At 67.7% G+C, this 26733-nt stretch carries 26 protein-coding genes; 11 read left to right on the top strand and 15 right to left on the bottom strand.

Features of this window, described 5'->3' with window-relative positions; translation table 11 throughout:
- Positions 1 to 16 precede the first annotated feature (16 nt).
- From HDC36_RS22345 to HDC36_RS22290, 12 genes are all read right to left on the bottom strand, one after another.
- Positions 17 to 1474: a pilus assembly protein N-terminal domain-containing protein gene (locus tag HDC36_RS22345; RefSeq protein ID WP_255432870.1), complete on the bottom strand. Its 1458-nt coding sequence runs from the start codon at positions 1472 to 1474 to the stop codon at positions 17 to 19.
- A gap of 39 nt (positions 1475 to 1513) precedes the next feature.
- Positions 1514 to 2296, bottom strand: a complete 783-nt coding sequence (gene cpaB, locus HDC36_RS22340) for a Flp pilus assembly protein CpaB (protein ID WP_179571054.1) — start codon at positions 2294 to 2296, stop codon at positions 1514 to 1516.
- The gene (locus tag HDC36_RS22335; protein ID WP_255432869.1) at positions 2293 to 2478 is read right to left on the bottom strand and encodes a hypothetical protein; all 186 of its coding nucleotides are present in this window, start codon (positions 2476 to 2478) and stop codon (positions 2293 to 2295) included. The genes cpaB and HDC36_RS22335 overlap by 4 nt, the downstream gene beginning before the upstream one ends.
- Before the next feature lie 11 nt (positions 2479 to 2489).
- Complete coding sequence (locus HDC36_RS22330) at positions 2490 to 3164, bottom strand: hypothetical protein (protein ID WP_179571052.1); 675 nt, start codon at positions 3162 to 3164, stop codon at positions 2490 to 2492.
- Positions 3148 to 3969, bottom strand: a complete 822-nt coding sequence (locus HDC36_RS22325) for a TadE/TadG family type IV pilus assembly protein (protein ID WP_179571051.1) — start codon at positions 3967 to 3969, stop codon at positions 3148 to 3150. Before HDC36_RS22325 ends, HDC36_RS22330 begins: the two co-directional genes overlap by 17 nt.
- Positions 3970 to 3982: 13 nt before the next feature.
- The gene (locus tag HDC36_RS22320; RefSeq protein WP_179571050.1) at positions 3983 to 4777 is read right to left on the bottom strand and encodes a hypothetical protein; all 795 of its coding nucleotides are present in this window, start codon (positions 4775 to 4777) and stop codon (positions 3983 to 3985) included.
- The gene (locus HDC36_RS22315; protein ID WP_343204370.1) at positions 4774 to 6276 is read right to left on the bottom strand and encodes a pilus assembly protein TadG-related protein; all 1503 of its coding nucleotides are present in this window, start codon (positions 6274 to 6276) and stop codon (positions 4774 to 4776) included. The genes HDC36_RS22320 and HDC36_RS22315 overlap by 4 nt, the downstream gene beginning before the upstream one ends.
- A 157-nt stretch (positions 6277 to 6433) precedes the next feature.
- Positions 6434 to 6706, bottom strand: coding sequence for a pilus assembly protein (locus HDC36_RS22310; RefSeq protein WP_145706949.1), 273 nt, complete (start codon positions 6704 to 6706; stop codon positions 6434 to 6436).
- Between the two features lie 711 nt (positions 6707 to 7417).
- A complete protein-coding gene (locus HDC36_RS22305) occupies positions 7418 to 8455 on the bottom strand; it encodes an OmpA family protein (protein ID WP_179571049.1) in 1038 nt (345 codons plus the stop codon).
- Positions 8456 to 8486: 31 nt separating this feature from the next.
- Positions 8487 to 8936, bottom strand: coding sequence for a hypothetical protein (locus tag HDC36_RS22300; protein WP_179571048.1), 450 nt, complete (start codon positions 8934 to 8936; stop codon positions 8487 to 8489).
- Between the two features lie 4 nt (positions 8937 to 8940).
- A complete protein-coding gene (locus HDC36_RS22295; RefSeq protein WP_179571047.1) occupies positions 8941 to 9756 on the bottom strand; it encodes an ABC transporter permease in 816 nt (271 codons plus the stop codon).
- 21 nt (positions 9757 to 9777) lie between these two features.
- Positions 9778 to 10779, bottom strand: a complete 1002-nt coding sequence (locus HDC36_RS22290; RefSeq protein WP_179571213.1) for an ABC transporter ATP-binding protein — start codon at positions 10777 to 10779, stop codon at positions 9778 to 9780.
- Between the two features lie 145 nt (positions 10780 to 10924).
- Between HDC36_RS22290 and HDC36_RS22285 the strand changes: the two genes are divergently transcribed.
- A complete protein-coding gene (locus HDC36_RS22285; protein WP_255432904.1) occupies positions 10925 to 11635 on the top strand; it encodes an FAD-binding oxidoreductase in 711 nt (236 codons plus the stop codon).
- A 113-nt stretch (positions 11636 to 11748) separates the two neighbouring features.
- Here the strand turns inward: HDC36_RS22285 and HDC36_RS22280 are convergent, their stop codons facing one another.
- A complete protein-coding gene (locus tag HDC36_RS22280; protein ID WP_179571046.1) occupies positions 11749 to 12642 on the bottom strand; it encodes an AraC family transcriptional regulator in 894 nt (297 codons plus the stop codon).
- A gap of 237 nt (positions 12643 to 12879) precedes the next feature.
- Here HDC36_RS22280 and HDC36_RS22275 point away from each other — a divergent pair, with 237 nt between their 5' ends.
- From HDC36_RS22275 to HDC36_RS22250, 6 genes are all read left to right on the top strand, one after another.
- Positions 12880 to 13635 (top strand): SDR family oxidoreductase, encoded by a 756-nt coding sequence (locus tag HDC36_RS22275; protein ID WP_179571045.1) that lies wholly within the window; start codon positions 12880 to 12882, stop codon positions 13633 to 13635.
- Between the two features lie 463 nt (positions 13636 to 14098).
- Positions 14099 to 14680 (top strand): hypothetical protein, encoded by a 582-nt coding sequence (locus HDC36_RS22270; protein ID WP_179571044.1) that lies wholly within the window; start codon positions 14099 to 14101, stop codon positions 14678 to 14680.
- Entirely contained in the window at positions 14677 to 14877 is a 201-nt protein-coding gene (locus HDC36_RS22265; protein WP_003472309.1) for a helix-turn-helix transcriptional regulator, read from the top strand. The genes HDC36_RS22270 and HDC36_RS22265 overlap by 4 nt, the downstream gene beginning before the upstream one ends.
- 82 nt (positions 14878 to 14959) lie before the next feature.
- Positions 14960 to 16477, top strand: coding sequence for an alpha/beta hydrolase (locus HDC36_RS22260; protein ID WP_179571043.1), 1518 nt, complete (start codon positions 14960 to 14962; stop codon positions 16475 to 16477).
- A 31-nt stretch (positions 16478 to 16508) separates the two neighbouring features.
- Positions 16509 to 17255 (top strand): ATP-binding cassette domain-containing protein, encoded by a 747-nt coding sequence (locus tag HDC36_RS22255; protein WP_179571042.1) that lies wholly within the window; start codon positions 16509 to 16511, stop codon positions 17253 to 17255.
- Positions 17252 to 18433: an ABC transporter permease gene (locus tag HDC36_RS22250; protein WP_179571041.1), complete on the top strand. Its 1182-nt coding sequence runs from the start codon at positions 17252 to 17254 to the stop codon at positions 18431 to 18433. Before HDC36_RS22255 ends, HDC36_RS22250 begins: the two co-directional genes overlap by 4 nt.
- Positions 18434 to 18572: 139 nt before the next feature.
- Here the strand turns inward: HDC36_RS22250 and HDC36_RS22245 are convergent, their stop codons facing one another.
- Together HDC36_RS22245 and HDC36_RS22240 are read right to left on the bottom strand one after the other, a co-directional pair.
- A complete protein-coding gene (locus tag HDC36_RS22245; RefSeq protein WP_179571040.1) occupies positions 18573 to 19577 on the bottom strand; it encodes an energy transducer TonB in 1005 nt (334 codons plus the stop codon).
- Positions 19578 to 19755: 178 nt separating this feature from the next.
- Complete coding sequence (locus HDC36_RS22240) at positions 19756 to 20364, bottom strand: TIGR00645 family protein (protein ID WP_179571039.1); 609 nt, start codon at positions 20362 to 20364, stop codon at positions 19756 to 19758.
- A gap of 111 nt (positions 20365 to 20475) precedes the next feature.
- On the opposite strand from HDC36_RS22240, the gene HDC36_RS22235 reads away from it, so the two are divergent.
- The 4 genes from HDC36_RS22235 to HDC36_RS22220 all read left to right on the top strand — a co-directional run bounded on the left by HDC36_RS22235 (position 20476) and on the right by HDC36_RS22220 (position 26189).
- A complete protein-coding gene (locus HDC36_RS22235; RefSeq protein WP_179571038.1) occupies positions 20476 to 21165 on the top strand; it encodes a glutathione binding-like protein in 690 nt (229 codons plus the stop codon).
- Between the two features lie 75 nt (positions 21166 to 21240).
- A complete protein-coding gene (locus tag HDC36_RS22230) occupies positions 21241 to 23472 on the top strand; it encodes a S9 family peptidase (RefSeq protein WP_179571037.1) in 2232 nt (743 codons plus the stop codon).
- 42 nt (positions 23473 to 23514) lie between these two features.
- On the top strand, positions 23515 to 24105 hold the full coding sequence (locus tag HDC36_RS22225; protein ID WP_179571036.1) for a cytochrome c oxidase assembly factor Coa1 family protein: 591 nt from the start codon (positions 23515 to 23517) through the stop codon (positions 24103 to 24105).
- A 290-nt stretch (positions 24106 to 24395) separates the two neighbouring features.
- On the top strand, positions 24396 to 26189 hold the full coding sequence (locus HDC36_RS22220) for a DUF885 domain-containing protein (RefSeq protein ID WP_179571035.1): 1794 nt from the start codon (positions 24396 to 24398) through the stop codon (positions 26187 to 26189).
- Positions 26190 to 26733 lie beyond the last annotated feature (544 nt).

Below are 26733 nucleotides of genomic sequence, written 5' to 3'. Positions count from 1 at the left end.
GCGAGGGGGGGAAGAACTACTGCACGTATTCCTTGCTGCGCTTGGGCATCGCTTCCTGGCCGCGTTCCTGGATGCGCCGCCCGTGCTCCAGGCCATCAAGGTTTTCCTGCGAATCGGGGGTGATGATGCGCGGGGTCACGAACATCACCAGTTCGGTGCGGTTGCCGCGGAAGCCATCGGAGCGGAACAGCTTGCCCAGGATCGGAATCTCGCCCAGCAACGGGAATTTCTTCGCGTCCTGCTGCGCGCTGGAATCGATCAGCCCGGAGATCACGATGGTCTCGCCGGCGCGCACGTTCAATTCGGACTCGGTGCGGCGCGTGGTGAAGCCGGGCACGCCTTGCACGCTGACGGTCGGATCGATGCGGCTCACCTCGGCCAGCAGGCGCGTGGAGATTTCCTGGTTGCCGTTGACCAGCGGCTCGATGTCGAGCTTGATGCCGTATTCCTTGAAGTCGACGGTGACCTGGCCGAAGCCCTGCGGGATCGGGATCGGCACTTCGCCGCCGACCAGGAACTTGGCCTGGCCGCCGCTGCGCGCGCTCAGTTGCGGCGACGCCAGCAGGAACGCCTTGCCCTTGTTCATCAGCAGGTTGATCGCCGAGCCAATCTGGGTGGCGATGCCGAAGAAGGCCTGGGTGCCGGGCACGCGATTGGGCAGGACGACGCCGGCCGCGGGGCTGCCCTGCGGATTGATCCGGTAGTAGTCGTTGGTGGTGAAGTCCTTCAGCAGCCCGCCGACCGGCCCCTGGATCACGTTGTCCCACTGGATGCCCAACTCTTCCAGCGCGTTGCTGTCGAACTCCATGATCTTCACGTCCATCAGCACCATCGGGCGCATGCCGACCGGGTCGGCGGAGGTGAAGTCGAGCAGGGTCGGATACAGCTTCTGCAGCGCCTCGATGCGCTTGGCCACGCCGGGATTAATGTCCTGGCCGGTGATCACCACGCGGTCGGCCACCGCATGCACGCCCAGGTTGGGGACGTCGGCGAGCAGCGTGCGCACCGTCTCCACCGTCGCCGGCGCGTTGCCTTCCATCACCTCCACCGGCACATCGATCTGGCGCCCGTCCTGCAGCCACAGGTGCACGCTGGTGGCACCCGGCTTCTGGCCGATGATGACCAGTTCGCGCTTGCCGATGTTGGTCACCTGGACCAGCTCGCCGTTACCGACCGCCACGCGCTTGAGCGCCTGCGGCAAGCTGTGCACGGCGGCCTGACCGGCATAGATGCGCGCGCGTTCGGGCAACGGCGTGACCACGGCCGAGCCCGCGGCGCGGCGATAGGCCGGATCCGGCACCGGCGCGGGAAAGCCGCCGCCGCCCATCGGCACCGGCGCCTGGTTGCCGGTGGTGGGTGGCGCCGGGGGCCTGGATTCGGGCGCGACGGTGACCGGCACAGGCACCAATCCGGTCTGCTGCTGGGTCTGCGCCTGTGCGTTGCCGCCGATGGTCATGGTCGCGGCTGCGAGCATGGGAAGGAACGAAACACTCCATGTAGTCCTGCGCATGCGTCAGCCCTTGCCTCCGATGATGAATTCGACGCCACTGCCGCCGCCGCCCGCCTTGGCGGTGCCGAGCAGTTCCTTTTGGGTCAGGCCGTTGAGGCCGAACGGATTGCGGTCTTCGACCTGGCGCAACATGACCCGCATCGCCCCAGCCTTGGCCGCCACGGTCAGGCGTTCGGCTTGCTGCGGGTTCAGTTCCAGGGTGATGTTGGAGAAGCCTTGCTGGTCTTCCTGTACCGGCGTGTCGCCGACGCGGTTGCCGGTGGCCAGCACGTTGATGTTCTCCAGCAACGGGATGACCCGCGACCCCGCGTTTTCCTGCTCCACGGTGAGCAGGATGTCGACATGGTCGCCGGGGGCGATCATCCCCGAGATCGAATTGGTCTCGTCCACCGGCAAGGTGTAGCCGACGTTGCCCGGCTTGATCACCCGTGAGAACTGGTCGTACAGCGGAACCAGGGCGCTGGCGCCCAGCGGCGCGCCCTGGCGCACCGGCGCGCGCAGGACGCGCCCGCTGAACTGGTCAACGTTTTCCGGAGTCACCGCATCCGCCGGCTGCAGGTCGGCCGGGACCTCGCGCACCGCCAGATCCGATGTGGTGACCACCGTACCCGGTTCCATGTCGGACTTGGGCACCGCCACCGTCACCGTCTCGCCAACCTTGGCGGTGCGCGCGGCGACGGCGCCCTGCACGTAGCGCACGGCGACGAAGGCGGCCAGCGCGCCCAGTCCCAGCGCGACCATGATGAACAGCAGGTTGCGGTTGGGCTTGAATCCGGCCGCTTTCATAGCCACCCCAGCGACAGCGCGTAGGTGAAGCTGGAATAGGCCTTGCGCAGCGATTCGACCAGTTCCAGGACGATATTGGGCTGGGCCACCAGCACGGTGACCGCCAGCAGCGTGACGATGCTGTACTCGATCAGCGCGGCACCGCGTTGATGCCGGATGGACGACAGGGAAACAGGGCTCAAGGCGTTGATCCTCATTGCTGGAGCTGGTTGACCACGATGGAAGTTCCCTTCTCGCGGCGGTTGAAAGTGAGGGTCATCTGCTGCTTGCCCTTGCTGTAGCTGCTCACGCAACTGTTGGAAATCATCGAGCAGGTGGTGGCCGAGGACTGCTGGCTCCAGCCTTCGGCCGGCAGCCGATTGCGATAGAACGCCTCGCCCTGATAGGGCGACAGCGGGCTTTCCAGCGCCAGCGTGCGTCCGGGGTTGTCCAGGTACTCGATATCGTTGACGACCGTGGTGCCCGACGGCTTCAGGAAATCCGCGCCGGGCGCCTTGCGCGGTTTCTCCTTGAGCAGGCGCACGATGCCGACCTGGGCCTCGCTGCCGGCGCCGGCACCGGTGATCTCGATGGTGACGTAGTGCTCGCCCTCGGCATGGCCGACAATGGTCTTGTTGCCGACCTCGTTGACCACCACCTGGCCCGGCCACTGCTTCCCGTAGAACGCCACCAACTGTTGCGGCGACTGGTTGGCGGTGTAGCGCGAGGAGCGCATGTGCAGGCCGTTGTAGATCATGTGCTTGGACACCCACTCGCCCTTGGCGCCCTCGGGCTCGGGCACCTCGGGCCAGTCGGCGGCATGCGCGAGCGCCGGCACCAACGCGGCCAGCGCCAGGCACAGGAGGAGGCGGTCAGCGCGGCCTGGCATACGGTTCCAGCTTGTCCACGGGGACCACGTCTGGCGCGACGTAGCCCGGATCGAACCGACTGATGGTGCCGACGATGGGAATGATGCTCAGGCCGTCGAACATCTTGCCGGCCTCGCTCAGGTGCGAGGTGGGGACCAGGGTCCGCACCTGGCCGATGACCGAGCGCCTGGTCGGATTTTTGGCAGTACCCGGGCCGGCCGCGTTCCACGGATCGGTCAGCAGGGTATTGCTGCCCTGCATGCGCAGGCCGAGTTGGTCGAAGGGCTCCAGGAACGCCGCCGAGCCGCCGTTGGCCAGTTTCAGGTCCTGCACGCTGACGCTGAGACTGGCTGTGACCAAGCCCTTGTCGTTGGGCGGGAAATTGCCTGGGATCTTGCTGATCAGATTGCCGATGCGGTCGAGAATGCCGGAGGAACGCTCGTTCTTGTAGGCATCGACGCGGATGTCGCCACGCTCGACCAGAGCCTGGTTGGAGAACGTGTTGAGCAGCGGGTTGTCGACCCGGTCGCGCGCATTGCCGGTGCTGGCACGGCTGACGATCTGCGCGTCGGCCTTGCCGAAATGGCGATCCACGGTCAGGTCGCGCATGCGAGCGCTGGCCGGCAGCGTGTAGTCCTTCGCCACGGTCGCTTCCCACGCAGCGGCGCGCGCCGCCTGCTGCGTGGCCTGGCGCAGGTGGATGTACTTGCCCATGATCGGAATCAGCAGGAACAGCGGTACCAGCACGGCGCACAGCACCGCCGCCTCGGTGAGGCTCTGGCCGTCCTGGCGTCCGCGCAGCCGCGGTTGTCGACGCTGGCGCATGCTCGCGTTCCTCCTAATTGAGCTTCCCGCGCGCGCGCGGGGCTTCTAGCGCGGCCCGATCGAACGGTTTGCCGACGCTGATGACCTGGGTGGTGACTGTGTAATCAGGATCGTGGCCGGGCGTCTGCTCGAGCACGATGAAGCCGCGGTTGGGGCGATATTCGTTCAAGGGTTCCGGGGTGAACCCCCACTTGGTGCCGCCAGACCACACGCACTGGCGCAGGCCCGACGGCTTGACCCACTCGTTGCAGGGCTGTCCGGCGACGCTGCGCTGGGTCGGCCCGCTGAAGCCGGACAGCGCGACCGTGTCGCTCTTCTCCGCGGGCATGCGTGCCAGCGCATCGTCCGGCGCCGCGTCGTCGGTCTGCTCGCCGGTCGCCAGGTCGACCTGCTGGTAGCGCGAGGACGTGGTGGTTTCCTGGTTGCCGGTGGTCTGCAGCCGGAACATGCAGGTACCGCCCGGGCCGTCGTTGGCCACTTCCCAGGTAGTCTGGCGCACCACTTCGGTGTCGCGGTCGAGCCACAGCTCGTAGCGGGTGGTACCGAGCAGGGCGACGTCCTCGTCGCGCAGCGGACGGCTCTGCAGGCCGCCTGCCTGGCAATCGCGGATCGCGCCGAGGTAGTTCTCGCGCGCCTCGTTGACGCCGTTGCGGGTCAGCTCCACGGTCTGCCTGACGTGGATCGGCGGCATCGAGTCGCGGGTGTCTTCCGCGCCGCCGGTGCCTTCGGCGGTCGCGCTGCAGCCGCACAGCAGCACCAGCGCCGCGGGTAGCAAGGCATGGCGGAAAGGTGTCGCGGCACGGCTCATATTCCGCCCACTCCCGCGACCAGCACCTTGATGCTGTTGGGCGTATCCACCAGGCGCGCCTGCCAGTACGGGCTGAACAGGTTGCCGGATTCCACCTTGTTGTCGCCGCGGCGGAACAGCGCATAGTTCGGCGGCCGGTTGAAATAGACCTGCGCCGAGGACAGCGCCGACAGCTTGTTGTTCTGTGCCTTGTCTTCGGTGGCCATCGACGAGCCGGCCGGTCCACCGATGCCGTCGATCGTGGAGCTGGTGCGCGCATTGCGCATGTCGGTCTCGGCATAGACGGTGAACACCGGCCCGGCGTTGTCGTCGAAGATCTCGCTGCCGCTACTGGCGTACGGCCGCATCGCCTTGTTCTTCTTGACGTCGTGGTAATCGCGCAGGCCGTTGTAGCCGGTGAAGAACGCCTTCTTGTGCTGGCCGCCGTCCATCGCCACGTTGGCGTCGCCATCGACCATGCGCGTGACGAAGCCGTTCCTGCGCAGGCTGTCGCCATAGGGACGATAGCGGCGCCGATCCCAGTCCGAATACCAGCCCTGACCGTTGCCGAAGCCGCGCAGGAAGCGCTGGTTCTTGTAGCGGTCCACTGCCTGCGCGCCGCCCCAGCCGAGCGGAATGTCGATGTCCGGCAGCGGCCAAGGCAGATTGATGTCGAGCGCCATCGTATCCAGCGCCGCCCAGCGGTTGTAGTCGACCATGTCGGTGCCGCCGGTGCTTTCGAAGCGGATCAGCCCGAGCCCGAAGCGGTCGCCGCGATCCTTGCTGAAGCCGTCGCGCGACTGCATCACCACGTTGCGGAAGCGGTCCGCGCCGGCGCGCTGCGCCGCGCTGCCGCCACCGGTGGCGCGTGGGATGCGGTGGGTATCGAGAAACTTGCTTTCCGAGGTCAGCAACTGCTCGCCGAGCACGCCCAGCCCGACAGCGCCTATCTTGGCGTTCTTCGAGTTTCGTTCCACGACCTCTTTCGCGACCAGCATTCCGTCCACGCGCGACACCCCTTCGATCACGGCCGTGGCCGCCGTCGCGAAGATGCCGTTGAGTTCGTCGAGCGCGGTCACCATGGCTTGCGCGACCGGGTTGTAGGCCTTGCGTGCGGCTTTCAATATCTTTTCCGCAGCTTTGAATGCGACACCAATGGCTTTGAATATCGGCCCGACATAGGGAATGGCCGACAACACATCCATCGTGGTGCGAATGATGATCGTGGTCCCATGCAACTGGTTCATCCACGAATACAGGCTGATTGCCTGCGCGATCGCCACTTCGTTGGCGACGCGGCCGCGATTCATGTATGCGGCGAAATTGAGCGCGCGCGCCTGCTGCACCGCGACGCTATAGGCGGCGGCATCGGCGGCGTTGGTGAGTTCGACTTTCTTGTTGACCGCCTGGCCGCTGTCGAACAGCACGATCGCGCCGACGCACAGCACCAGGATCAGCACCAGGCCAAGCACCATGGCTTGCCCGGCCATGCCGCGCTTGCCGTCGAAACGGGGTGGCACGCGCGATTTAGCGATTGCGAACGCTGTACGCATCTGCAATTCCTTTGCCGAATGCACTCCCTACAGCGTCGTCATCGGCACGTCGGAAGTTAATTGGAACGTACCCGGGCAGCATCTGCCGCCCGGGTACCCATGGCCCTTACCCCAACAAGTGCGATTACTTGTTGTTGTACGCGTCCATGCCCTTGGTCTTGTCGGCCTCGGTCTGGGCGCTGTTGGACTGGTTCTTGGCCCGGTTGATCGACTGCGTGGCGCTCTGTCCCGACAGTTCCTTGGACATGCCCGCGACCTGGCTGCGCACGGTGCCGCCGAAGAAGGTGACGGCGGCGATGGCCGCGATCGCGATCAGGGCGGTGATGATGATGTATTCGGTCATGCCCTGGCCGAGCTGCTTGCGGCCGAAACGGATGTGCCTGCGCTGGTTCTTCATTTGATTCCTCTCCTTGGCTCTGGCGCCCACTGCACCGGCAGCACACTTACGTCCGCGCGGTTGCGTGTAGGCGTGTGGGTTGCATAAGTGAAAACACTCACAGATATGAAACTAATCCTTGGCCCACGCTTGACATGCATTGGCAAATGTATCGCGGACGTATGCACTTTATCGTCAAGATATTGCCGTTACAAGAAAGCTTGCGTTAAGGTTTTGGCGCAAAAAGGAATGAACATCCCATAATTGAGTCAAACTTCAGGCGCAGCGTTTCACTAAACGATTCACTCTATTCTGAATTCGGGACTATTCGGTCGATACGCGCCTGGCGTGAGCGAGGCGCGTCAAATGGCTGACGAATCGGGTGACGCACGCGGCAGGTGCTTGGTTCGCACGCCTTCGACGAGGGTCGGGCGATGCCGATCAGATGGGGCGACCCGATCGCGCCAGGAGATCCTGGGCGTGGGCGGTTCGGGTCATCGCGCGCGTTGCGAAAGGCGACCCGTGGGCGGCGCCCAGGTGCCGGCGGCAGTGGAGCGAAGGTCCACTCCGATTATTTCTGCCAGGCCGCCGGGAGCCGCGCGCACCGGTCGGCGGCAACTCCGGCGAATTCAATATGATGGATGCCTATTCAGGCCGCCCCTTCCGTGGCCGTTCCGGATCCATCGGCGCGTTCGGGTGAGTGGTGGATGCGCACCGCCCATGCCGGTCGCGCTACACGCGCACCAACTCCACCCGGCGATTGCGCGCCTTGCCCTCTTCCGTGGTGTTCGGCGCGATCGGCTGTTCCTGGCCGAAACCGGCCGCGCGCAGGCGATCGGCGGCGATCCCGGCGCCGGTCAGGTAGGCCACGACCGCGCTGGCGCGGGACTCGGACAGCGATTTGTTGTGCGCGGCGTCGCCGCTGTTGTCGGTATGGCCGTTGACGGCCAGGCGCAGTGCCGGGTCGGCCTTGAGCAACTGCAGTACCTGGTCCAGCTGCGGTTTGGAGTCGGGCAGGATCTGCGCCGCATCGGAGGCGAAATTGACCTGGATGGCGACCTTTCCCGCAGATGCCAGCTGCTGCTGCAGCGCATCGGCCGGCAGCACCTTGGCGGTGGCCTGGAACGGCTTGGTCTCGGCGATCAGCAGCCCACCGCCGCCGCCGCCGCTGCACACATGGATCCAGATGTCCCGATCCGCACGGTGGATGACGTAGGTGTCCGCCGGCTCATTGTAGATGTCGCCGATGCCGCCGACGTAGGTCACCGCCGCGTTGCTGCCGCCGATCGCCTTGCTCGCGTCGGCCGGCAGCTGGCCGCTGGCGATGCGCTGGCCGCCCAGCGATTCCACCATGCTCTGGATGTTGCGCGACAGTTCCAGCGGCGAATAGGGCTTGCCCTCGGCGGTGCCGATCGCGGCCGCATAGATCTTGCCTTCCACCCACTCGACCCGGTCGCCGGTCCAGAACGGCGCGCGGTCGAAGTCGTTGCGGACCGGCGCGTCCTTGGTGACATAGCCGTCGGGGAGGCCGAGATACGGGAAGCTTCCTAGCGGGGCATCGGACACGGGCAAGGTGGCGGCGTCGAAGCGTTTGGCCGTTTCTGCCGCCGCCGGCGCGGGCGGCGCCGCTGCGCCCGATGCGGGCTGCGCCTCGGCATCGGCGTGCGCCGCCGGCTGCGGTTCGGAACGTTTGCAACCGCCAGCGGCGGCGATGAGCACCAGGCAAGCGCTGAGAACGGCGCGGCGCGCCGTGAGGATAATCGCGGTCATCGGAATTCTCTGGGGCGGGGACGGAGTGCGCTCAGCGCATGTCGCTCAGCAGTTTCTTGCACAGCTCGGCATCGGGCTTGTAGGTGCCGTCGGCATGCACCTTCTGCATGCTCTGCAGCCCTTGCTTGTAGCCTTTGTCGAAGTCGCCGGAGAAGTTCGGCAACTGTGCATAGAGGCCCTGCATCGTCTTCTGCTGCTTGGCCTTGTAGGCGTCGACCTGCGCCTGCGTGGCGCCGCAGGCCTTGCCGTTGGCGGCATTGCCACCAACGATCTTGCCGAAGTTGACGATGCCATCGTCCTGAGCGTGAACCCCTCCGCTGGTACACGCCAGCAATGCTGCCGCGATGACTGCCATGTATCGGTTCATTCCTTGCTCCTCGTGCGGCCCGTTGCGAGCGGGCCGGTAAAACCCCTGTGCGCCGAGGATAGCAATGCCGTGCGCAAGCCCCAACCCTGGCCGCACCACGCGCCAGGGCGGCATTCAACTAGCTGCGCAACCCCACCCCACGCCGCAGCAGCCACAACGCCAGCGCGCTGAGCACCGCGACGAAGCCCAGCATCAGCGCGTAGGCCACCCACACCGGCACGTCGCTGCTGCCGAGCAGGCCGTAGCGGAAGGCGTTGACCATGTAGAAGATCGGGTTGGCATGGGTGGCGGCCTCGGCCCAGCCGGGCAGCAGCTTCACCGAATAGAACACGCCGCCCAGGTAGGTCAGCGGGGTCAGGATGAAGGTCGGCACGATGGCGACGTCGTCGAACTTCTTCGCGTAGACGGCGTTGATGAAGCCGGCCAGCGAGAAGATCGTCGCGCCCAGCAGCACCGTGGTCAGCGTCACCAGCGGGTGCGGGATGCGCACCGGGGTGAAGAACATGGCGATGATCAGCACCAGCACGCCGACCATCAGTCCGCGCAGCACCGCGCCGGCCACGTAGCCCCACAGGATCACCCAGTTCGGCATCGGGCTGACCAGCAGTTCCTCGACGTGGCGGCCGAACTTGGCGCCGAAGAAACTGGAGCTGATGTTGCCGTAGCTGTTCTGGATCACGCTCATCATCACCAGGCCGGGGACGATGAACTGCATGTAGCTGTAGCCGCCCATGTCGCCCACGCGCGAGCCGATCAGCCCGCCGAAGATCAGGAAGTACAGGGTCATGGTGATCGCCGGCGGCACCAGGGTCTGGCCCCAGATGCGCAGGATGCGCTTGACCTCGCGGCGCACCACGGTGCCCAGCGCGACCCAGTTGCGCTGGGCCGGCGTGGTCTCGGGGAGGAGGGATTGCGGTTTGGCGGTGGTGTTCATTGGCGTCCAGCGAAAGAGGGGTCAGGCGGCGGCGGGCGGCTGCTTCGGCGAGTCTGGCGCCGAGGCCGGGCCGCTTGCGCCGTCCCGGTTGTCCCCGGTGAGGCGCACGAACAGCTCCTCCAGGCGGTTGCTCTTGGTGCGCATCGAGCGCACGCGGATGCCGGCGCTGCCGAGCGCGGCGAACACGCGGTTGAGGTCCATCGCCCGCGGCATGTCCAGGTCCAGCGTATGCGCGTCCTGCGCGAGCAGGGTGGTGCCCTCGATCGCCGGCAGCTGCGCCGGCAGTTCGCCGTCGATGTCGAGCAGGAAGCCTTCCACGTCGAGCTTGGCCAGCAGTTCGCGCATCGGGCCCTGTTCGACGATGCGGCCGCGGTCGATGATCGCCAGGTTGCGGCACAGGCTCTCCGCTTCCTCCAGGTAGTGCGTGGTCAGGATGATGGTGGTGCCGGCGGCGTTGATCTCGCGTAGCACGCGCCACATGTCGCGGCGGATCTCGATGTCCACGCCGGCGGTGGGTTCGTCCAGGATCAGCAGGCGCGGCTGGGTCATCATCGCGCGGGCGATCATCAGCCGCCGCTTCATGCCGCCGGACAGGGTGCGGCTCATCACCTGCGCCTTGTCCCACAGGTGCGCGCGCTTGAGCTCCACTTCGGCCTGGTGCTCGGCCTGCGCGCGCGGCATGCCGTAGAACCCGGCGTAGTTGACCAGGATGTCGAAGGGCTTCTCGAACAGGTTGAAGTTGATCTCCTGCGGAACCAGGCCGAGCAGGCGCATCGCCGCGCTGCGCTGGGCGGTCAGGTCGGTGCCGAACACCTCGACCTGGCCGGCGCTGAGGTTGACCAGCGAGCTGATGATGCCGATCAGGGTGGACTTGCCGGCGCCGTTGGGGCCGAGCAGGGCGAAGAAATCGCCGGGCAGCACGTCCAGCGACACGCCGTGCAGCGCCTGCACGCCGTTGTCGTAGGTCTTGCGCAGCTCGCGCACGCGCAGCGCGGGCACCGGGGAGGGGAGCGGGGAGGCGATATTCAAGGCGGACCCTTTCGCGCCCTGTTGACGGCGCTGAAGAAATGCAGCCGCTATTATAGAAGACCTCGTGGGCTCGGCCCCGGCCATAGACTGTTGCATCCGCGTGCCTGCCCAATTCCCGTTGAAACTGGTCGACCGCCACATGCTGGCCCCGGCCGTCGGCCACTACCGCTTCGTCCGCGACGACGGCCAGCCGCTGCCGTTCGTGCCCGGCCAGTTCGTGCAGGTGCACTTCCACTACGCCGACGGCACCGCCACCAAGCGCAGCTATTCGCTGGCCACCCGCCACGATCCGTCGCAGCCGGCCGATGCGACGGTCGAGATTGCGGTCAGCTTCGTCGCCGGCGGCGCGGCCACGGCCTTGTTCGAAGGCCTGGAGATCGGCGGGCAGGTCTGCGCCAGCGGTCCGTACGGCCGCTTCTGCCTGAACCAGGGCGACAGCAACCGCCGCTACCTGCTGATCGCCACCGGTACCGGCGTCACCCCGTACCGCTCGATGTTGCCGCTGCTGGAAGCGGCGATGGCCGAGCGCGGCGCGGAGGTGGTACTGCTGCTGGGCGCGCGCACGCCGGCCGAGCTGCTGTACGGCGACGAGTTCCGCGCCTTCGCCGACGCGCATCCGCGCTTCCGCTTCGTGCCGTGTTTCTCGCGCGAACTGCCCGACGCGCCGCATGCGGACGTGCGCCACGGCTACGTGCAGCAGTTCCTCGGCGAGTTCGCGCCGCAGGCCGACGGCGATATCGCCTATCTGTGCGGCAATCCGAACATGGTCGACGCCTGCTTCGATGCGCTGAAAGAGGCGGGTCTGCCGGTGCAGCACATCCGTCGCGAGAAGTACGTCAGCAGCAAGTAGCGCCTGCGCGCCGTCGCTCGCCATGCGCCGGCGCCTGGTGGCTCGCTTCCTGCCCGCGCCGGACATCGCTCCGGGCGCTGCAGTGTTTGCTCGGCACGGGGCCCGCGCTTCGGCTACGCGGCCGAGGTCAGGCGTTGCCGGGTGTCCTTGATGTCCTTGCCCGGCGGCATGCCGAACATGCGGCCGTATTCGCGCGTGAACTGTGGAACGCTTTCGTACCCCACCGCCGAGGCCGCCCGGCCGATCGTCGCGCCTTCCGCCAACAACAGACGCCTGGCCTCGATCAGGCGCAGCTGCTTCTGGAACTGCAGCGGGGTCAGCGAGGTGATCGCGCGGAAGTGCACATGGAACGTCGACAGGCTCATTCCCGCCGCGTCCGCCAGCTGCTCCATGCGCAACGGCCTGGCGAAGTCCGAGCGGATCCTGGCCACTGCGCGGCCCACCCGCCTGGCATGGCTGTCGGTGACGCCCAGCGCGCGCATCGCGCCGCCGTGCCGCCCCGACAGCAGCCAGTAGTGCAGTTCGCGCAGCAACTGCGGGCCCAGCACGGGGACCGACGCGGGGCGGTCCAGCAGGCGGATGAGCCTGTCCGCGGTGTCGGCGACTTCCGCCTCGGTCGGATCGACGCGTACCGGCGACCCCATCGCAAAAGGGGTCGTTCCCATCTCGGCCACCAGCGATGCGATCGTGGCCGGATCCAGCTCCACCACGCAGGCGTAGTAGGGCGCGGCGAGCGAGGCACGGGTGATCTGGCTGACCGTGGGCACTTCCGCGGTGACCAGCAGGGACTCGCCGGCACCGAAGTCGTAGCTGCTGCTGCCCATCGTGACCTGCTTCCTGCCCTGCAGCACCAGCGCCACCAGCGGCCTGCAGATGGCGTAGTGCAATGGCGTCGGCCGGGTCTCGCGCAGGATCGCAAGCCCGGGCAGGGGCGTGCGCGCGACCCCGGCCTCGTCGACGTTCGCATCGGCGTAGCGACGCGCGGTTTCCAACAGATTCGCAGGCATAAGCAGACCCTAGCGCGTGGCCGCAGCGGGCACAATCGAGTTGGATGATTGGGCAAGAAATCCGGAAGAAAAGGCAGGGGTGCGCTCAGTTTTTGCGTGGAAATGAGGGGTTCCTGAGGCTCGTTGGTGCGAATTCGGGACGAATAGGCAAGAAATGGACGGGATCGGGAAACTGCGCGAGGGCGTTCCGTCCGATCGTCTCTCCACCCCGCAACATCCACCCCGCTGGAGATTCCCATGACGTCGATCACCCTCATCACCGGTGCCAACCGCGGCCTCGGCCGCAATACCGCCATCAGCATCGCCCGCCGTGGCGGCGATGTCCTGCTGACCTACCGCAACGGCGCCGACCAGGCCAAGGCCGTCGTTGCCGAAATCGAAGCGATGGGCCGCAAGGCGGTGGCCTTGCCGCTGGACGTGAGCGACGTGGCGTCCTTCGGCGCTTTCGCCGACGCAGTGCGCAGCGCCCTGTCCGGCACCTGGTCCCGGAGCGACTTCGACCACCTGCTCAACAATGCCGGCCATGGTGAGATGGCCATGCTCGCAGAGACGACCGAAGCCCAGTTCGACGCGCTGTTCGCGACCCACGTCAAGGGCGTGTACTTCCTGACCCAGGCGCTGCTGCCACTGATCGCCGATGGCGGCCGCATCGTGAACTTTTCCTCCGGCCTGACCCGCGTGTCGATGCCGGGCTTCTCTGCCTACGCGGCCGCCAAGGGCGCCGTCGAGATCCTGTCGGTCTACATGGCCAAGGAATTCGGTGGCCGCGGCATCGCGGTGAACACCGTGGCCCCGGGCGCGATCGAAACCGACTTCCTGGGCGGCGCGGTGCGCGACCTGCCCGATCTGAACAGGCAGTTCGCCGACATGACCGCCCTGGGGCGGGTGGGTGTGCCCGACGACATCGGCCCGATGGTCGCCAGCCTGCTCGGCCCGGACAACCGCTGGGTCAACGCGCAGCGGATCGAGGTGTCGGGCGGGCAGGTCATCTGACCGACGGTCCCGCGAGGCTCGGAGGGCGTCGGCCTGCTGGCCGGCGCCCTTTGTGCGGCGACGGCAGAGCGCGCGCAAGGGTGCGGCCTGTGTGCGATCGCAGCGCGACGGAGCTGCCGATGTCGCAAGGAGACGGATGCGCAGTGCGATCGCAGAGAGGTCCTGCGCGACTGTCTGAAAACGCCTCGGTGCCTGGCCACGATGCAGCTGCCGGCGCGATGCCGAGGTACGCGTTGCGGGAGTCGCGCGTGCGGCAATCGCGGGCGACGCCGGCGCTGCGACTCTGACGGATTGCGAGACGGCATCGCCTGTCGCCAGCGGCTGTAAAGGACGCTTGACAGCCGCGACCGGCGCGCGCATCCTCCTGTAAAGCGTGCTTGACAGGGGGATGTATGCGAAACGTCGTGATGGCATTCGATTGGTGCCGGCCGGAGACGGTCGGCGCTGCGGTCGGGGCGCGGCCGTGAACCGCTGCAAGCGCAGCGCGATCGTGGTGCTGGGCGTGAGCGTCGCGCTGCTCGCGGTCACGCCGTGGCTGCGGCTTTTGCGCGGCGACGACTATTTTCGCGGGCTGTGGTTCGGGCTGTGCATCGGCGGCATCTTCCTGGCGCTGATGCTGTGGTGGTCGCCGGGCAGCCTGCGCGACAGCGCGCCGCCGGCGCTGGCGCGCCGCTACTACCGCGAGTTCGGGTTGCCGATGTTGCTCTACGTCGGCGTGATGCTGTGCTGGAGACGCCTGCTCGGCAGCGTGGAGGCGGACTGGGCACGGGTGCTGATCGCGCTGCTGCCGGCGCTGCTGGTGGCGCTGGTGATCCGTGCGGTGGCGCGCTTCGTGCGCGACTCCGACGAGATGCAGCGGCGCATCGAGCTGGAGTCCATCGCCATCGCCGCCGGGCTGGTCGCCGGCGGCTACATGACCGCCGGTTTCCTGCAGGCGGCGGGCACGATCGCGGTGCCGGCAGCGGCGGCGATGCTGTGGGTGTTCCCGCTGCTGTGCGCGACCTACGGCATCGCCAAGGGCGTGAATGCGCGCCGCTACCAATGAACAGCCGCATCCGCGAACTGCGCGAGGCCCGCGGCTGGTCGCAGGGCGAGCTGGGCGAGCGGCTGGGCGTGTCGCGGCAGACCATCAACGCGCTGGAAACCGGCAAGTACGATCCGAGCCTGCCGCTGGCGTTCCGTATCGCGCGGCTGTTCGCGCACAGTATCGAGCAGGTGTTCCTGTTCGACGATTCCGAGTAGCCCTTCCGACCTGCCATCGGTCACCTACGACGCCATGCTCCGGCATGGCATCCTGCAAGCCATGAACTCAAGGATGCGAACCATGCGACACCCATGCAGACCGCTCGCCGTCGTCGCGGCGACCTTGCTGCTCGCCGCCTGCCAAGGCGGACACGGACCGGCCCCGCAGAATGCGGGGCGCAGCTACGGCACGCTGCGCTTCCATCCCTGCACGTTGACCAGTCCGGTCGCGTCCAACAACGTCGAGGCGCAATGCACGCGCATGCCGGTGCCGGAGAATCCGGCGGTGCCTGGGGGACGCAAGATCGAGCTCAACATCGCCTGGTTGCCGGTCACCGGCCAGGGCGGCAGCGATCCGGATCCGGTGTTCTTCCTCGCCGGCGGCCCGGGCCAGGCGGCGACCGAGGTCGCCAGCATCGTCGACATGGCCTTGCGCGAAACCCGCAAGCGCCGCGACGTGTTCCTGATCGACCAGCGCGGCACCGGCCAGTCCAATCCGCTGACCTGCCTGGGCGCGGACGGCAAGGAAATGCAGCTGGCCGATCCGGCGCGCGCGCCCACCGCCAGTGAACTGCTCGACTACGCGCGGCGTTGCGCGCAGTCGCTGCAGGGCCGCGCCGATCCGCGCTACTACACCACCACCCAGGCCATCGCCGACCTGGATGCGGTGCGCGCCGCGCTCGGCACGGACAAGCTCAACCTGATCGGCGGCTCCTACGGCACCCGCGTCGCCCAGCAGTACGCGGCGCGCTATGCGGCGCACACCCGCAGCGTGGTGATCGACGGCGTGGCGCCGAACGACCTGGTGGTCGGCGGCGAATTCGCCACCACCTTCGAGGATGCGATCAAGCTGCAATCGGAGCAGTGCAGGGCCACCCCGGCCTGCGCCAAACGCTTTCCCACCGACACCCGCGCGCAGCTGCGCACGGTGGTGGAGCGGCTGCGGCAGGCGCCGGCGGACGTGGACTATCGCGACCCGGCCAGCGGCGAGAGCAAGCACGACCGGGTGACCGCCGACACCGTCACCAGCCTGGCGTTCTCGTTCTCGTACGCGCCGCAGACCGCGTCGCTGTTGCCGCTTGTGCTGGACGAGGCCGCGCACGAGCGCTATGCGCCGCTGATGTCGCTGGCGAAGATGATGGGCAAGCAACTGGACGGGCAGATGAACCGCGGCATGCAGTGGTCGGTGATCTGCGCCGAGGATGCCGACCGTTACCACCCGCCCGCCGCCGGCGGCGAAACCCTGCTCGGCCCGGAGGTGGCGCAGATGTTCTTCGCCGCCTGTCCGGCATGGCCGACCGGGACGCGCCCGGCCGGTTTCACCGCGCCGTTCAAATCCGAACTGCCGGTGCTGCTGACCTCCGGCGAGCTGGATCCGGTGACCCCGCCGCGCTATGCCGCGCGCGTGTTGCAGGGCCTGCCCAACGGCCGCCACCTGGTGGTGCGCGGCCAGGGCCACGGCACCATGACCCTGGGCTGCATGCCCAAGCTGCTGAGCCAGTTCTTCGAGAACGCCGATGCCAAGCAGCTCGACGCCACCTGCCTGGACGCGATGAGCGGCGTGCCGGCCTTCACTTCATTCAACGGATGGGAACCATGAGCCGCGCAGCGTTTCGCAGGGGAGAGTGCGCATGATCGTCGCCGACAATCTGCACAAGGCGTTCAAGACCAAGGCCGGCGTCGTGCAGGCGGTGCAAGGGGTCAGCTTCGAAGCCGCCGACGGCCAGATCACCGGCCTGCTCGGTCCCAACGGCGCCGGCAAGACCACCACCTTGCGCATGCTGTACACACTGATGGCGCCCGACCAGGGCCAGGTGCGCGTGGACGGCATCGACGTCGGCGCCGATCCGCTGGCGGTGCGCCGCGCGCTGGGCGTGCTGCCCGACGCGCGCGGCGTGTACAAGCGCCTGACCGCGCGCGAGAACATCGCCTACTTCGGCGAACTGCACGGGCTGTCGGCGGCGCGCATCGCCGAGCGCACGCGGCTGCTGTCGGCGGCGCTGGACATGGACGACATCCTCGACCGCCAGACCGAGGGCTTCAGCCAGGGCCAGCGCACCAAGACCGCGATCGCGCGCGCGCTGGTCCACGATCCGCGCAACGTGATCCTCGACGAACCCACCAACGGCCTGGACGTGATGACTACCCGCGCGATGCGCGGCTTCCTGCGCGGGCTGCGCGAGGAAGGGCGTTGCGTGATCTTCTCCAGCCACATCATGCAGGAGGTGGCGGCGCTGTGCGATCGCATCGTCATCGTCGCCAAGGGCACGGTGGTGGCCGCCGGCACGGCCGACGAGCTGCGCGCCCTGACCGGCGAAGACAATCTGGAAGACGCCTTCGTCAAGGCGATCGGCAGCGACGAGGGACTGCACGCATGAGCCTGTTTCGAACCGTTTTCACCGTGATGCGCAAGGAATTGCGCGACCTCGGGCGCGACCGCCGGACCCTGGCGCTGGCCCTGCTGCTGGGCCCGCTGCTGTATCCGGCGCTGATCCTGGGCATGGGCGCGCTGGCCGAGAGCCGGGTCAGGACCCAGATCGACAAGCCGCTGAACATCCCGGTGATCGGCCGCGAGCGCGCGCCGAACCTGGTCGCGTTCCTCGCCGCGCAAGGCCTGAACGCGGTCGCCCCGCCCAAGGACCTGACCGCGGCGATTCGCAGCCAGGACGTGGACCTGGCGCTGAAGATCGACGAGGACTACGCCAACGCCTGGCGCGAGGGGCGGCCGGCGCTGGTGGAGATCATCAAGGACAGCACCCGCCGCGATGCCGACATCCCGACCACGCGCGTGCAGACGGCGCTGAGCATGTACAGCCAGCAGGTCGGCGCGCTGCGGCTGTTGGCGCGCGGCGTCGATGCGCAGGTGGCGCGGCCGCTGGACATGGCCGTCCAGGACCTGGCCACGGCCGAGGCCAAGCGCGGCGTGCTGCTGGCGATGCTGCTGCCGGTGCTGCTGAGCATCACCTCGTTCATCGGTGGCGCCTATCTGATCCTCGACGCCACCGCCGGCGAACGCGAGCGGCAATCGCTGGAGCCGCTGCTGGCCACGCCGGCATCGCGCGGCGCCATCGTCAGCGGCAAGATCGCCGCCGCGTGCGTGGTCGGGCTGGCCTCGCTGCTGCTGACCCTGCTCGCGTTCAAGCTCAGCGCGCAGGTCGCCAGCGGCATCGGCCGCCAGCTCAACGTCAGCTTCGTGGCGATGCTGCAGATGCTGTTCGTGCTGTTGCCGATGCTGTTCATCGGCACCTCGCTGCTGACCCTGCTGGCCGCCGCGGCCAAGAGCATGAAGGAAGCGCAGAGCCACATGACCTGGCTGATGCTGCTGCCGATGCTGCCCGGTTACGCACTGATGGTGTATCCGCTGAAGACCACGCTGTGGCAGTTCGCGGTGCCGTTCCTGGCGCAGAACCAGATGCTGCTGAAGATCATCCGCCGCGAACCGATCGACCTGCAGATCTGGGCGGTGTACCTGGCTGCCGGCTTCGGCCTGGCCGCGGTGCTGTGGCTGGCCGCGGTACGCCGCTACCGGCAGGAGCGGTTGGCGATATCGGGGTGAAGCCGGGATTGGGGAGTCGGGATTGGAGATTCGTAAAAGCAGCGCAAATGCATCGCTGCAGGAACGCCCTTCGCTCTTACGAATCCCCAATCCCGACTCCCCAATCCCAAAAAAAGCCCGGCAGAGCCGGGCTTTTTTCTTAGCCGCCGGGATTGAACGCCAACGTGCGCCGCGTCGTGACCGGCGCGCTGACCGGCTCGAAGCGCCAGCGCTTGGTCGCGTTCAGCGCTTCGCGGTCGAACACCCGTGCCGGGGTGGCGCGCAGCACGCGGGCGCTGGTGACCGAACCGTCGGTGCCGACGGTGATCTCCACCAGCACTTCGCCGGCGGTGCCCGAACGCAGCGCTTCGGGCGGGTAGCGCGGCGCCGGGGTGCTGATCGCGCGTAGCGATTGGGTGCTGGCGGTGGCGGCCGTCGGCGGTGGCGTGGCCGCAGGCTGTGCGGCTGCCGGAGCCGGGGTCGGCGCGCTGCGCGCGGCGGCGGCCTGGCGCTCGGCTTCCTGGCGCGCGCTCTCGCGGCGCGCGGCTTCCTGTTGCGCGGCGATCTGCTGCGCGGCCTGCGCCTCGCTGGCCTGCTGCTGCGCCTGCTTTTGCTGCTCGGCCAACAGCTTGGCCTTCTGTTCGGCCTCCTTCTTGACCTTGTCGGTCTCTTCCTGGCTACGCTGCGCCGCAGACTGCATGCCGTTGCTCACGCCCAGCTTCAGCCGCGGCAATGCCGGCGCCTGGCTGTCGATCTTCTCGATCAGCGCGACCAGCCGCTGCGCTTCCGGGAAGTCCTCGCGGTTGATGCTCTGCTCGGCGGCGATCAGCGTGTACGGCATCAGGTCGGTCAGCGCGCTTTTCACCCCGGCGTCGTCCGGCTGCTTGTCGCGCAACGCCAGGTAGTACTCGACCGCGTTGTTGCCGGCCGGCGCATACATGCGGTTCTCGCGCAGCGCCTGGCTGGCCGATTCGTGCAGCTGCTCGGTGCCCATCGACTGCACCTTGGCCGAGACCGGCGGCGCGGCCGGCGCGGTTGCCGTGGGCTTGGCCGCCGGCGCAGCGGCCGGGGCGGCGTCCTCCTGCTTGGAACAGGCGGCCAGCGCGGCCAGCAGCAGTACCGGCGCCATGCGGCGCGCCTTCGCGAATGTCGTTACCTGCAACATGCTTCCCCCTAATCCCCGGTGATGGCCATGAATACGCAGCGGTGGTTCTCCCGCGCAGCCGGTCCGGCTCCCCCGTCCCTGCCAGCGCACCCCACCTGCCAATCTAGCATCCGCTCCGGCCGCGTGCTTGACGGCCGCGTGGCGGCGGCCGGAAAAGCGTGAGCCCGTGCACGCGAGGTCAGTGCGCCGGTTTCGGCGGCGCGGACATCAGCCGGTCGGTCCAGGCGATGCCGATCGCCGACAGGATGAAGATGCCGTGGATGATGGTCTGCCACAGCACGCCGGTCTGGGTCAGCGTCGCACAGCTCTTCAGGTCCACCGTGGCTGCGGCGCTGGCCAATTGGTCCGGCGAGCACAGCGGCATGCCGCCCAGCGCGCCGACCGCGATGAAGGTCTTGAGCAGGTGGATCGAGGAGATGCCGATGATCGACAGCGCCAGTTTCACCTTCAGCACGCTGGCATTGACGTGGCTCAGCCACTCCGGCTGGTCCGGATGGCCTTCCAGGCCCAGCCGCGAGACGAAGGTCTCGTAGCCGCCGACGATCACCATCACCAGCAGGTTGGAGATCATCACCACATCGATCAGGCCGAGCACGATCAGCATGATCTGCTGCTCGCCCAGGCTCGGCGCCTCGTGGATCAGGTGCCACAGTTCCTTGCCGAACAGGAACACGTAGACGCCCTGGGCCACGATCAATCCCAGGTACAGCGGCAGCTGCAACCAGCGCGAGGCGAAGATCAGGCTGGACAGCGGATTCAGGCGGGGCGTCGGGCGCGGAGGGCTCATGGCGTGGTATCGAATGCTGCGTTGCAGGAAGGCGCAGGGTACTGGCCCGCCGTGATGCTGCCAAGCGCACGGCGCGGCTACACTGGACGCCCCCGTTTCCGGACCGCCGCCATGATCGATCTGTACTACTGGCCCACGCCCAACGGCCACAAGGTCACGTTGTTGCTCGAGGAAGCCGGCCTGGACTACACCATCAAGCCGGTCAACATCGGCGCCGGCGAGCAGTTCGCGCCGGAGTTCCTGGCGATCTCGCCGAACAACAAGATGCCGGCGATCGTGGACCATGCGCCGGCCGACGGCGGCGCGCCGCAGAGCGTGTTCGAATCCGGCGCGATCCTGCTGTACCTGGCCGAGAAGACCGGACGCTTCCTGCCGGCCGATCCGCGCGGGCGCATCGTCGCGCTGGAGTGGCTGTTCTGGCAGATGGCCGGGCTCGGCCCGATGAGCGGGCAGATGGGCCACTTCAATGTCTATGCGCCGGAGAAGATCGGCTACGCGATCGACCGCTACAACGCCGAGGTGCGGCGCCTGCACGGCGTGCTCGACAAGCGCCTGGCGCACAGCGAGTACCTGGCCGGCGCCGAGTACGGCATCGCCGACATGGCCAGCTATCCGTGGATCGAGGTGTACAACGGGCTCACCCCCGACTACGCCGCGTTCCCGCACCTCAAGCGCTGGCACGATGCGATCGGCGCACGCCCGGCCACGCAGCGCGCCTACGCGCTGAAGCAGCAGGTCAATCCGGACGCCGGCAAGCCGCTCAGCGACGCCGAACGCAAGCATCTGTTCGGCAAGCGCTGAGCCTGTCCGCGTCACGCTTCTCAAACCGCCGGCACGCGCGCATCCTTGCGCGCTAGTGCCACGCCAGGAACCTTCATGCGCTCTGTGTTCGCCGCTCTCGCCCTCATGCTCGCCACGTCCCTCGTTCCCGCGCACGCCGAAAAACTGACCCTGGAGGCCATCACCGGCAGCAAGCCGCTGTCGGGGCCGACCCTGATGAAGCCGCAGGTCGCGCCCGACGGTTCGCGGGTGACCTTCCTGCGCGGCAAGGACAGCGACCGCAACCAGCTGGACCTGTGGGAATACGACATCGCCAGCGGCCAGACCCGCTTGCTGGTGGACTCGAAGGTGGTGCTGCCGGGCACCGAGACGCTGAGCGACGAGGAAAAGGCCCGGCGCGAGCGCCAGCGCATTTCCGCCTATGCCGGCATCGTCGATTACCAGTGGGCGCCGGATGCGCACGCGCTGCTGTTCCCGCTCGGCGGCGAGCTGTATCTGTACGACCTGCGCAAGACCGGCAGCGCCGCGGTGCGCAAGCTGACCCAGGGCGAGGGCTTCGCCACCGATCCGAAGATCTCGCCCAAGGGCGGCTACGTCAGCTTCGTGCGTGCGCGCAACCTGTGGGTGATCGATCTGGCCAGCGGCCAGCAGCACCAGCTGACCCGCGACGGCAGCGACACCATTGGCAACGGCGTGGCCGAGTTCGTCGCCGACGAGGAAATGGACCGCCATACCGGCTACTGGTGGGCGCCGGACGACTCGGCGATCGCCTTCGCGCGCATCGACGAATCCGGCGTGCCGGTGCAGAAGCGCCCGGAGGTGTATGCCGACCACACCGAGGTGATCGAGCAGCGCTATCCGCAGGCCGGGCAGCCCAACGTCAGGATCCAGCTGGGCACGATCGCGCCGCGCGCCGGCGCGCAGCCGCAGTGGATCGACCTGGGCAAGAATCCGGACATCTACCTGGCGCGGGTGGACTGGCGCGATGCGCAGCGGTTGACCTTCCAGCGCCAGTCGCGCGACCAGAAAAAGCTCGAACTGATCGAAGCGACCCTGGCCGGCGGCAAGCAGCGCGTGCTGGTCACCGAGACCAGCAAGACCTGGGTGCCGCTCAACCACGACCTGCATTTCCTCAAGGACGGGCGCTTCGTGTGGGGCTCGGAGCGCAGCGGCTACGAGCACCTGTACCTGGCCTCGGAAGACGGACGCAAACTGGTTCCGCTGACCCACGGCGACTGGATCGTGGACGAGCTGCTGGCGGTGGACGAAGGCGCCGGCAAGGTCTACTTCTCCGCGACCAGGGAGTCGCCGACCCAGACCCAGCTCTACGCGGTGCCGCTGGACGGCGGCGCGATCGAGCAGCTGTCCAAGCCCAACGGCACGCATGCGGCCAGCTTCGCCAAGAACGCCAGCGTCTACGTCGACAGCTGGTCCAACACCGCCACGCCGCCGCAGATCGAGCTGTTCCGCGCCAGTGGCGAAAAGATCGCCACGTTGCTGGTCAACGATCTGGCCGATCCGCAGCATCCCTACGCCAGGTACCGCGACGCGCAGCGTCCGGTCGAGTTCGGCCACCTGACCGCGGCCGACGGCAAGACGCCGCTGCACTACCGGCTGACCAAGCCCGCCGACTTCGATCCGGCCAAGCGCTATCCGGTGGTGGTGTACGTCTACGGCGGCCCGGCCGCGCAGACCGTGCTCGACGGCTGGCCGGTGCGCGGCGACGCGCTGTTCGACCAGTACCTGGCCCAGCACGGCTATGTCGTGTTCTCGGTCGACAACCGCGGCACGCCGCGCCGCGGCCGCGACTTCGGCGGTGCGCTGTACCAGCGGCAGGGCACGGTGGAAGTGGACGACCAGCTGCGCGGCGTCGCCTGGCTGAAGGCGCAGCCGTGGGTGGATGCCGCGCGCATCGGCGTGTACGGCTGGTCCAACGGCGGCTACATGACCCTGATGCTGCTGGCCAAGCACAGCGAGGCCTATGCCTGCGGCGTGGCCGGCGCGCCGGTGACCGATTGGGGGCTGTACGACAGCCATTACACCGAGCGCTACATGAACCTGCCGGCGGCCAATCCCGACGGTTACCGCGACGGCCGCGTGGCCGCGCATCTGGATGGCCTGAATTCGCCGCTGCTGCTGATCCACGGCATGGCCGACGACAATGTGCTGTTCACCAACTCCACCTCGCTGATGAGCGAGCTGCAGAAGCGCGGCAAGCTGTTCGAGCTGATGACCTATCCTGGGGCGAAGCACGGCCTGTCCGGCAGCAATGCGCTGCACCGCTACCGCACCACCGAGGCGTTCCTGGCGCGTTGCCTGAAGCCCTGATCGCCGCCACCCGCACCGTCTTTCGCCGAAAAGGAGTTCTGCATGTCCACGCCGCCGCCGTTACCCGGTTCGCCCGTGTCTGACCCCGCCGCCGCCGCGCCGCCGGTGGCGGCCCGGAAGGGCTGGTGGGCACGCCACTGGAAATGGGCGGTGCCATTGGTGGTGCTGTTGCTGGGCGCAATGTTGCTGGCCTCGATCGCGGTGTTCGTGATGGGCATCGCACGCGTCACCAAGTCGTCCGAGCCGTACCGCGTCGGCCTGATGGCCGCGCAGCTCGACCAGCGGGTCATCGCTGCGCTGGGCGCGCCGGTCAAGGACGGGATCATGCCCAGCGGCAGCATTTCCACCAGCAACGGCACCGGCAGCGCCAATCTCAGCGTGTCGCTGCACGGCGCGCGCGGCAACGGCACCTTGTACATCGAAGCCGAGCGCCATGCCGGCGAATGGCACTACACGACGCTGCAGGTGCTGCCCGACGCCGGCGAGGCGATTCCGCTGCTCGAGGATGTCGAGTCCGGAGTGGACGACGCCATCGAAACCGACGCCGAGTCCGATTCCGACGCCGATGCCGTCAACGAGGTGCAGACCGACGCGGATCCGGCTGCGCCGGCCGAGGCGGACAGCACGCAATAAGCTCCGCGCAGCCGCGGCATGCGGTGCAGTGGCACCCACGCTGCGTGGCCGAATCCGTCGCGTCGCTGCGTTGCGCGGGCAGGGTGGATGCGGGGCATCGCGCTGTCGCCGTGCTGCCGTCCGCAGACGGTGAGGCCGTGTCTACGATTGGCGAGCCTGCAGCGGCGGCCCTGGTCGCTTCCGTGTCGCGCGCGATCGCCGGCCACCCGGCGCGGCCATGACCTACGGCAGCTTGCCGGCCGTGCGCGCGCCGCGTACGGTCGCCGCATCGTCCCGCTGGAGATTCACCGATGAAGCCACTCGTCCTCGCCATCGCGCTGGCCCTGGTCGCGCCGTTGCCTGTCCTCGCGCAGGCCGCGCCCGCCGCCGCTTCGGCCGAGGCCGCCGGCCCGGCATGGGTGAAGCGCAGCAACGACTTCGCGCAGATCCTGCTGCAGGCGCAGGCGCCGTTCCAACCCGAGGAAGTGAGCTTCTTCGGCGTGCCGGGCTACGACGACAAGGTCGCCGACCTGGGGCCGGACAATGCCCGCCGCTATCGCGACGCGATCGGCAAGGCCCGGCGCGCGCTGCAGGAGAAGCTGGAGGTCGAGCGCGATCCCAACGTGCGCCAGGACCTGGCGATCATGATCCATGCCGCCGACCAGGCCGCCGAAGGCAGCGCGTTGAACGAACGCCTGCTGCTGCCGTGGCAGGATGCGCCGCAGATGGTGTTCGGCGGCCTCAACAATCTGCTGTCCGAACAGGTGCCGGCGGCGCGCCGGGCCAAGGCGCTGGACCGCCTGCAGCGCTATGTCGGCCTGGCGCCCGGCAGCACCTCCTCGCTCGTGCTGGCGCGCCAGCGCTACGAGGAAAAGCTGGCCAACGGCGCGCTGCTGCCGCCGACCCGACGCGAGGTCGAGCAGGCCTTGAGCAACGTCGACACCTACGCCAAGGGCATTCGCGAACTGTTCGCGACCTACAAGATCGACGGCGCCGAACCGGCGCTGGCGGCGATGGACAGACAGTTCAAGGACTACGCCGCTTGGACGCGCAAGGTGGTGCTGCCGAAGGCGCGCGAGGACGCGCGCCTGCCGCCGGAACTGTATGCCTTCCAGCTCAAGCAGGTCGGCATCGACATCGCGCCGCAACTGTTGATGCAGCGCGCGCAACTGGAATTCATGGAAACCCGCGCGGCGATGCAGCAGCTGGCGCCGCTGGTGGCAAAAGCCAAGGGCCTGAAGGTCGACAATCCCAGCGATTACCGCGCGGTGATCCGCGCGCTCAAGCGCGACACCATCGCCAACGACCAGCTGGAAACCCATTACCGCGACGTCATCGCGCAGATCGATCCGATCATCCGCCAACAGCGCATCGTCGATGTGCCGCAGCGGCCCATGCAGATGCGGCTGGGCTCGGCGGCCGAGAGCGCGGCGCAGCCGGCGCCGCATTTCCGTCCGGCGCCGCTGGTCGGCAATACCGGCGAGCAGGGCACCTTCGTGCTGCCGCTGGGCAATCCGGACAGCGCCGGCAAGGGCGAGCACTACGACGACTTCAACTTCGGCTCGGCGGCGTGGACGCTGAGCGCGCACGAAGGTCGGCCCGGCCACGAACTGCAGTTCACCGCGATGGTCGAGCGCGGCGTGTCGCTGGCGCGCAGCATGTTCGCGTTCAATTCGGTCAACGTCGAGGGCTGGGCGCTGTATGCCGAGGCCGAAATGGTGCCGTACGAACCGTTGGACGGGCAGCTGATCGCGCTGCAGTTCCGCCTGCTGCGCGCCGCGCGCGCCATGCTCGACCCGATGCTCAACCTGGGCCTGACCGACCGCGAACGCGCGCGCCTGGTGCTGGAGAACGACGTCGGCCTGTCGCCGGCGATGGCGCGGCAGGAACTGGACCGCTACATGATGCGCGCGCCCGGCCAGGCCGGCAGCTATTTCTATGGCTACAGCCGCATCATGGAACTGCGCATGCGCACCGAACTGGCGCTGGGCGCGAAGTTCGACAGGCTCAAGTTCAACAACTTCCTGCTGGACCAGGGCCTGCTGCCGCCGGACCAACTGGCGACTGCGGTGGACGAGGTGTTCGTCCCGGCACAACGGAAGTGATGGAACCGTGCCGCTGCGCCGACCGCGCAGCGGCACGGTCGGACTTCAGTGATCTTCCGGGACGCTCTCAGGGCGCCGCCCGTCCGTGTTCTTCCAGTCGCTTGCTTTTCCGCCGCCTATGGGACACATGGCCATGTACTGCCCGACAGCGGTCACTGCAGTTTGCGTCCATGGCAGGAAGCAGACATTTCCGATGCAGCAGGCGCCAGTGGTTGGGTAAGGGCAATATCCAGGCACCGCTACCCAAGTCCCGCTGCTTGGACTTATCGGGATCCAGTTCTTGTCGCCGTCCTTGCAGCCTTGGGTACAGAACACGAAGGGGTCATTGTCGCGGCAAGCAAACTCCACATAAGGGCCCACTGCTTTGGCCGTGCCCTGCAGTCCGAAGAACGCGACCAATATCCATATCCAGCGCTTCATAACGAGTCCTTCTGTCAATGACGGTCCATCCCGGGCGCTAACACCAATGACGGGTCACTGCCCTCGCGGGTCCGGATCCATCCCCTGCAATGCCCGAGGGTCGGGGAATACTATAACCCGGCCA

The sequence above is a fragment of the Xanthomonas sp. JAI131 genome, assembly GCF_013410075.1.
Lineage (GTDB): Bacteria > Pseudomonadota > Gammaproteobacteria > Xanthomonadales > Xanthomonadaceae > Xanthomonas_A > Xanthomonas_A bonasiae.
This window is presented reverse-complemented; position numbering and strand designations above follow the sequence as displayed.